The following is a 6753-nucleotide window of genomic DNA, read 5'->3' as shown; positions in this document are numbered from 1 at the left end:
GGATGATGTGTTCGCCAACAGCGTCTCGGGCTACACGCCCGTGGCGGCGCCGCCACCCACGACGCCGGGCCCCCCGTCCGCGCCGCCGGTCGGCGCCCTGACCTTCGAGACGATCTCTGCGGCTGACGCGCTGGCCTACAACGCGGCCGCCAACGACCTGCGGTTCTCGAGCACGGGCGCGGGCCACACGGTGATCGCCGTCAGCTTCGAGAGCGACGGCACGGTGCTGGTCACCTCGGGCGCAGGACTGGCCAACCAGACCGTGCGCTTCGGCGCAGGGATCTATGGCGAGACGAACCTGATCTTCGCGGGCTTCACACGCGTAGTGCTCGGTTCGCTTGGGGCGGACATGCTGGTAGGCGCCGGCAGCAGCGACGGGCTGTGGGGAGGGCCGGGTGAGGATACGCTGAACGGCGGCGGCAATCCCGACCTGCTGTATGGCGGAACCGGATCGGATCTCTTCGTGGTCGCGCCCGGAGACACCACGACCGCGAACTACGACACCGTCAGGGACTGGGAATCCATCGACCGGATCACCTTTGGCGGCCCGGTGGGCGCCTCCGCAGCCAACTATGTGGAGTTCACGGGGTTTACGACACTGGCGGAGGCCCAGGCCGCCGCCTTGCAGAGGATCAACAGCGGCGCGGTCGACTATGTCGCCGCCCAGGTCGGGGCCAATGTGTTCGTGTTCGCCGACGCCGCCGGCCACAATGTGATCAATGGCCGTATCCAGCTTGCGGGCGTCACGCTCGCCAATGTCGATTTCGCGAACATCGTGGCGTCGCCGGTGCTGATCATGCCGACCGTGGCTCCGTTGCCTGGAACCTCCAACTCTGCGGCGCCTGGGCCGGTCAGCATCCTCGGCGTCGAGGCGCCAGGGGGCGGCGGAAACATCGAAGGCGACATGGACCGGTCCGACATCGGGGCCGCAGGCGGCGCCAACGTCGACAGCTATGACGCAACGGCATTGCTGGCCACCAGCAACACCGGCCTGAGACTGGAGATTGTCGGGCGAGGGTTCACCTATCGGGAAACCGCGACGACCATCCTCGATATGCCAACGGGCGTGATCGATCGGTTGAGCTATCGCGCCGCCGGTCTCTCCGCCTCGCTGGACGGGCTCGGGATACCGGCTACGCTCGGTTTCAACTGGGCGATCGACGGGCGCGACCAGGAGGCGCTCTCGACGTTGTTGAAGGGCGCCGACATCCTGTTTGGCAGCCCTACGGCCGACCTTATCCGCGGATTGACCGGCTCGGACACGCTCAAGGGCCTTGGTGGCTCGGACACCCTATGGGGCGGCCAGGGCAATGACGTGGTCTATGCCACCAATGTCCTGGGCTTCAACTCGGGCTCGTCGTCGGACGCCACCTATCTTCGCGGCGAAGAGGGCGACGACTGGATCGCCGGCGGCGACGGGTTCGACGACATCAACGGCAACCAGGGGAACGACACGGCCGGCGGCGGCCTGGGCGACGACTGGGTTGTCGGCGGCAAGGACAACGATTTCTTGTTCGGAGATGCAGGCAACGACCTCGTCTATGGCAACCTGGGCGCGGACACCTGTGAAGGCGGCGCCGGCAACGACACGGTCAGGGGCGGGCAGGACAACGACGTCGTCCGTGGCGGCGCGGGCAATGATTTTCTGTCGGGAGATCGGGGCGACGACACGATGTCGGGCGGCGCCGGCGCCGACGTGTTCAACACCTTCGCCGAGACAGGCACGGATCGGGTGCTGGACTTCAACCTCGCCGAGGGCGACCGGGTGCAACTGGCGCCGGGCACGACCTACAGTCTCGCCCAGGTCGGCGCCGACACCGTCATCAGTATGACCGGCGGGGGGCAGTTGGTGCTGGTCGGCGTCGCGATGTCGAGCCTGACCGGCGGCTGGATCTTCGGGGCCTAACCAGCCCTTAACGCGACGCATTGACCCTCGGCGCGCCGGGGGTCAGCCTTGGGCGGAAACGCGAGGGTTGAGCCATGGCGACGATCAACGGAACGGGCGACGCCGACACGCTGGTCGGCGGGGCTGAGGGGGATATCCTCACGGGCGGCGCGGGCGCGGACCGGCTGACCGGCGGTCTGGGGTCGGACCTGTTTGTGATCGGCGCCGGCGACAGCCCGGCGCCGGCGGGAATCGCCGACATCAATGCGATCGACGTGATCACCGACTGGACCGCCAGTGACCGGCTGCTGTTCATCGGCGGCGCCGCGGCGGGGTTCGGTTCGGTCCATCAGGGCGTGGCCGACAGCTACGAAGAGGCGCTGAACCAGGCCAACGCCAATTTCGGCGCGCGCGCCTATGCCGCCATCAGAGTCGGAACGGACGTGTTCGTGTTCGCCACCACCGGGCAGGCGGTGCGCCTGCCGGGCGCGTCCCTGGCGGACCTGCAGCGGTTCAACTTCACCACCGGCACGCTCACCGGCGGCATCGTCGAGACCGGTCCGGCGGAGGCCGTGAGCCGCATTCTGGGCGACGGCGCTGACCGCTACGATGCGGGTGCGGGCGCCGATACGCTGATGGGCGGCGGCGGGACCGATACGCTCAACGGCGGCGCCGGCGCGGACCGCATCTTCGGCGGCGCCGACAACGACACCATCGGCGGCGGCTCCGGCGCGAACTACCTGCGTGGTGACGAAGGCGATGATCGCATCCAGGGCGGCGACGACTTTGACGACATCAACGGCAACATGGGGGCCGATATTGTCTCCGCCGGCGCGGGCGACGACTGGGTCGTCGGCGGCCAGGGCAACGATGTCGTCTTCGGGGAGGGCGGCGGCGACCTCGCCTATGGCAACCTCGGTGACGACACGGTGGGCGGCGGGGCCGGCAACGACGTGGTCCGCGGCGGTCAGGGCAATGACCTCGTGCGCGGTGACGACGGCAATGACACCATCTCCGGGGACCGGGGCGACGACACGGCTGACGGCGGCCTGGGCGCGGACCTGTTCCTGAGCTTCGGTGAGGCCGGCATCGATCGGATCGTTGGGTTCACGGCGGGCGAAGGCGACCGCCTGCGGCTGGATCCCGGCACAACGTTCACCCTGGCCCAGGTCGACGGCGACGTGGTGGTCAGCATGGGCGGCGGCGGACGCGTGATCCTGGCCGGCGTGCAGCTATCGAGCCTCCCCGACGGGTGGATCTTCGTCGGCTGACCGCCAGGCGACTTCTTCGAGAAATGCGGCGATGTCGCGGTCGGAACGTAGTCGCACCTGGCGGGCCTGCGCGCCGTGAGTGGCCAACGCCGCCTCCAGACGCGGTTTCACCTTGGCGTCGTAGGTCAGGATGAAGCGGTAGAAGTTGAGGTCGATGGATTCGTCGCAGCCCTCGGCGATGTCGGGGCGCCCGCCCTTCCGGTACTGAATCATCCGCCGGATCGCGCGCAACAGGCTGAACCAGGGCGGACGGTCGATCCAGATGATGGTGTCGGCGCGGGGCATCCGGACATCCCAGGTCGAGCCGAAATTGCCGTCGCAGATCCACGCCGGCGCCGCGAGCGCCTCGGTCACCGCTTCACGGAACTCGTCGTCCCCGGTCTCCACCCAGCCCGGCCTCCAGAACAGGACGTCGAGATGGATGACGGGCAGGCCCGTGCGCGCGCCGAGCGCGCGCGCGAGCGTGGATTTCCCGGCGCCGCCATTGCCGACGATCAGCACGCGCTGCATGGCGTTCACTCCCCGGCGACACCCTATCGGCGATAGTCCGTCGATGGCAGGGGGCCTTGACGGCGCATCATATAAAGATATCTTTATATCTAATGCGACTGTCATCCAAAGAGATCGTCGATGTGCTGGGCGCGGCGGGTGAACCGACGCGGCTGCGCATTCTTGCGCTCCTGCAGCGCGGGGAAATGGCGGTGCTTGAGCTTTGCCGGGTGCTCGACCAGAGCCAGCCGCGCGTGTCCCGGCACCTGAAACTGCTGGCCGAGGCGCGGCTGGTGGAGCGATTCCCCGACGGCGCGTGGGTGTTCTATGGGCTGGCCGGCGGCGGCGCGGCCAGGACGCTGATCCGCGAGATCCTGAGCATCGCCGATGGTGAAGACCCGGTGCTGAGACGGGACGCGCGAAAGCTGGAGGACGTGACCGCCGAGCGCGCCGCCGCCGCCGCCGCCTACTTCGCCGACAACGCCGCCCAATGGGATCAATTGCGCTCGCTGCACGTCTCCGACGCCGACGTCGAGGCTGAGATTCGGGCCGCCGCCGGGCCGGGGCGCATCGAGCGCCTGGTCGATCTTGGCAGCGGCACGGGGCGCATGCTGACCCTGCTGGGGCCGCGCGCGGATCAGGCGCTTGGTCTCGATCTGTCTCACCAGATGCTGAACATCGCGCGGCGCAACGTGGCCGAAGCCGGACTCGAGCAGGTCGAATTGCGGCATGGCGATATCTTTGACACCCGCCTTGAGGACGGCGCCGCGGATCTCGTCGTCGTCCATCAGGTGCTGCACTATTTGGGCGATCCGGCCGCCGCTGTGCGCGAGGCCGGACGGATCGTCGCGCCGGGCGGGCGGCTGATCCTCGTGGACTTTGCGCCTCACGCGCTCGAAGCGCTGCGCGAACAGCATCAGCATCGCCGTCTCGGCTTCTCCGACGAGGAGATCGACCGCTGGCTGGCCGATGCGGGTCTGCCCTCGGTGGAGCGGCGCGCCCTGCCGCCCGCCCGGGGCGAAGGCCTGACCGTGAAGATCTGGGCCGCCGCGCGCGCGCCGGTCAGCATCCGGAGCGCCGCATGAGCCAGTCCGTCTCGGCCCTTGGGCCGATCGCCCGCGCCGGCCTGGGCGAACGGCCCGTTCCGAACATCTCGTTCGAGTTTTCGCCGCCCAAGGGCCCCAAGTCCGAGGAGAGCCTGTGGGAGGCGATCCGACGGCTTGAGCCGCTGAACCCAAGCTTCGTCTCCGTCACCTACGGCGCCGGCGGCTCCACGCGGGAGCGCACGCACCGCACGGTGGTCCGGATGCTGAAGGAAACGACCCTGAGACCCGCCGCGCACCTGACCTGCGTGGAAGCCAGCCGGGCCGAGGTGGATGAGGTGGTGCGCGACTACTGGGACGCCGGCATCCGCCATATCGTGGCGCTGCGCGGCGATCCGCCCGGCTCGCTCGGCGGCGCCTACACGCCGCCGGCCGACGGCTATGCCAACGCGACCGAGCTGACCGCCGGGATCAAGGCGATCGCGCCTTTTGAGGTCAGCGTCGGGCTGTATCCACAGATCCACCCGGAAAGCCCCTCCCTGGAGCACGACATCGAGGTGCTGAAGGCCAAGGTGGACGCCGGCGCGACGCGCGCGATAAGCAACTTCTTCTTCGACATCGACGGCTATCTGCAGTTCATCGAGCGCGTGCGGAAAGCCGGCGTGACGATCCCGATCCTGCCTGGGATCATGCCGGTTTCGAGCTTCTCGGGCCTGTCGAACATGGCGCATCGGATCGGCGTCTCGATCCCCGCCTGGCTGGGCAACCTGTTCGAGGGGCTGGACGAGGATCCGGACACCCGCCGGCTCGTCGCCGCATCCGTCGCGGCCGAGATGTGCGTGCGGCTCTCGGAAGAAGGCTTCAACGACTTCCACTTCTACACGCTCAACCGGGCGGATCTCACCTACGCCATCTGCCGCATTCTGGGCGTTCGCGAGAACCCGCCGCAACAACCCGAGGCCGCCGCATGACCCGGTCCGACCGCATCGCCGCCCTCAAGGCGGCCGCCCGGGAGCGGGTGCTGATCCTTGATGGGTCCTGGGGTGTGATGTTCCAGAAGCGCGGCCTGACCGAGGCCGACTACCGCGGCGAGCGGTTCAAGGACCATCCCGGCCAGATGAAGGGCAACAACGACATCCTGTGCCTGACCCGGCCGGACATCGTGTCGGACCTGCATGACCAGTACTATGCGGCCGGGGCCGATATCTCGGAGACCAACACCTTCTCCTCCACCTCCATCGGCCAGGGCGAGTACGCCCAGGAGGCGGCGGTTCGGGACATCAACCTCGAGGGAGCCCGGATCGCCCGCGAGGTCGCCGATCGCTGGACGGCGAAGGAGCCGCATAAACCGCGTTTCGTCGCCGGCTCCATCGGCCCGCTGCCGGTGATGCTGTCGATGAGCTCGGACGTGAACGACCCCGGCGCCCGAAAGGTGACCTTTGACCAAGTCTACAATGCCTATTCCGAGCAGGTGCGGGCGCTGCACGAGGGCGGGGTGGACCTGTTCCTGATCGAAACGATCACCGACACGCTGAACTGCAAGGCGGCGATCAAGGCGATCCTGGATCTGGAAGACGAGGGTTATGAGCCGCTGCCGATCTGGATCTCCGGCACCATCACCGACCGCTCAGGCCGGACGCTGTCGGGCCAGACGGTCGAAGCGTTCTGGAACTCCGTGCGCCACGCCAAGCCCTTCGCCATCGGACTCAACTGCGCGCTGGGCGCCGACCTGATGCGGCCGCACATCGCCGAGCTGGCCCGGGTGGCCGACACCCTGGTCTCGGCCTATCCCAACGCCGGCCTGCCCAACGCCATGGGCGAGTATGACGAGGAGCCGCACCAGACCGGCCACGCCCTTCACCAGTGGGCCGAGGACGGCATCGTCAACATCCTGGGCGGCTGCTGCGGGACCACGCCCGACCACATCCGCCATGTGGCCGAGGCGGTGCGGGGCCTGAAGCCGCGCCAGATCCCGGAGCGGCCCACGGCGATGCGGCTGGCGGGGTTGGAGCCGTTCGAGTTGGTTTGAGGCAGACACCACCATCCGGCATCCCGGCCGCAGCGA

General features: G+C 68.4%; 6 protein-coding genes. 5 read left to right on the top strand and 1 reads right to left on the bottom strand.

The genetic code is table 11. The annotated features are described in order from the left end of the window. Together ACIQ3R_RS02985 and ACIQ3R_RS02980 are read left to right on the top strand one after the other, a co-directional pair. On the top strand, positions 1–1906 hold a 1906-nt coding region (locus tag ACIQ3R_RS02985), incomplete at its 5' end, for a calcium-binding protein (RefSeq protein ID WP_397414922.1). A 74-nt stretch (positions 1907–1980) separates the two neighbouring features. Then, complete coding sequence (locus ACIQ3R_RS02980; protein WP_397414919.1) at positions 1981–3156, top strand: calcium-binding protein; 1176 nt, start codon at positions 1981–1983, stop codon at positions 3154–3156. Here ACIQ3R_RS02980 and ACIQ3R_RS02975 read toward each other — a convergent pair. Next, on the bottom strand, positions 3118–3657 hold the full coding sequence (locus tag ACIQ3R_RS02975) for an AAA family ATPase (RefSeq protein WP_397414916.1): 540 nt from the start codon (positions 3655–3657) through the stop codon (positions 3118–3120). The two genes, ACIQ3R_RS02980 and ACIQ3R_RS02975, sit on opposite strands and share 39 nt — an antisense overlap. Positions 3658–3758: 101 nt before the next feature. Between ACIQ3R_RS02975 and ACIQ3R_RS02970 the strand changes: the two genes are divergently transcribed. The 3 genes from ACIQ3R_RS02970 to ACIQ3R_RS02960 are packed head-to-tail and all read left to right on the top strand — an operon-like array spanning position 3759 to position 6717. Then, positions 3759–4730 carry an ArsR/SmtB family transcription factor gene (locus tag ACIQ3R_RS02970; RefSeq protein ID WP_397414914.1) on the top strand — a complete coding sequence of 324 codons (972 nt, stop codon included), beginning with the start codon at positions 3759–3761 and terminating at the stop codon, positions 4728–4730. Next, entirely contained in the window at positions 4727–5659 is a 933-nt protein-coding gene (metF, locus tag ACIQ3R_RS02965) for a methylenetetrahydrofolate reductase [NAD(P)H] (protein WP_397414911.1), read from the top strand. Before ACIQ3R_RS02970 ends, metF begins: the two co-directional genes overlap by 4 nt. Further along, positions 5656–6717: a homocysteine S-methyltransferase family protein gene (locus ACIQ3R_RS02960; RefSeq protein ID WP_397414909.1), complete on the top strand. Its 1062-nt coding sequence runs from the start codon at positions 5656–5658 to the stop codon at positions 6715–6717. The genes metF and ACIQ3R_RS02960 overlap by 4 nt, the downstream gene beginning before the upstream one ends. Positions 6718–6753: the final 36 nt, after the last annotated feature.

It is taken from the genome of Phenylobacterium sp., assembly GCF_044371015.1.
In the GTDB taxonomy this organism is placed as follows: domain Bacteria; phylum Pseudomonadota; class Alphaproteobacteria; order Caulobacterales; family Caulobacteraceae; genus Phenylobacterium.
This window is presented reverse-complemented; position numbering and strand designations above follow the sequence as displayed.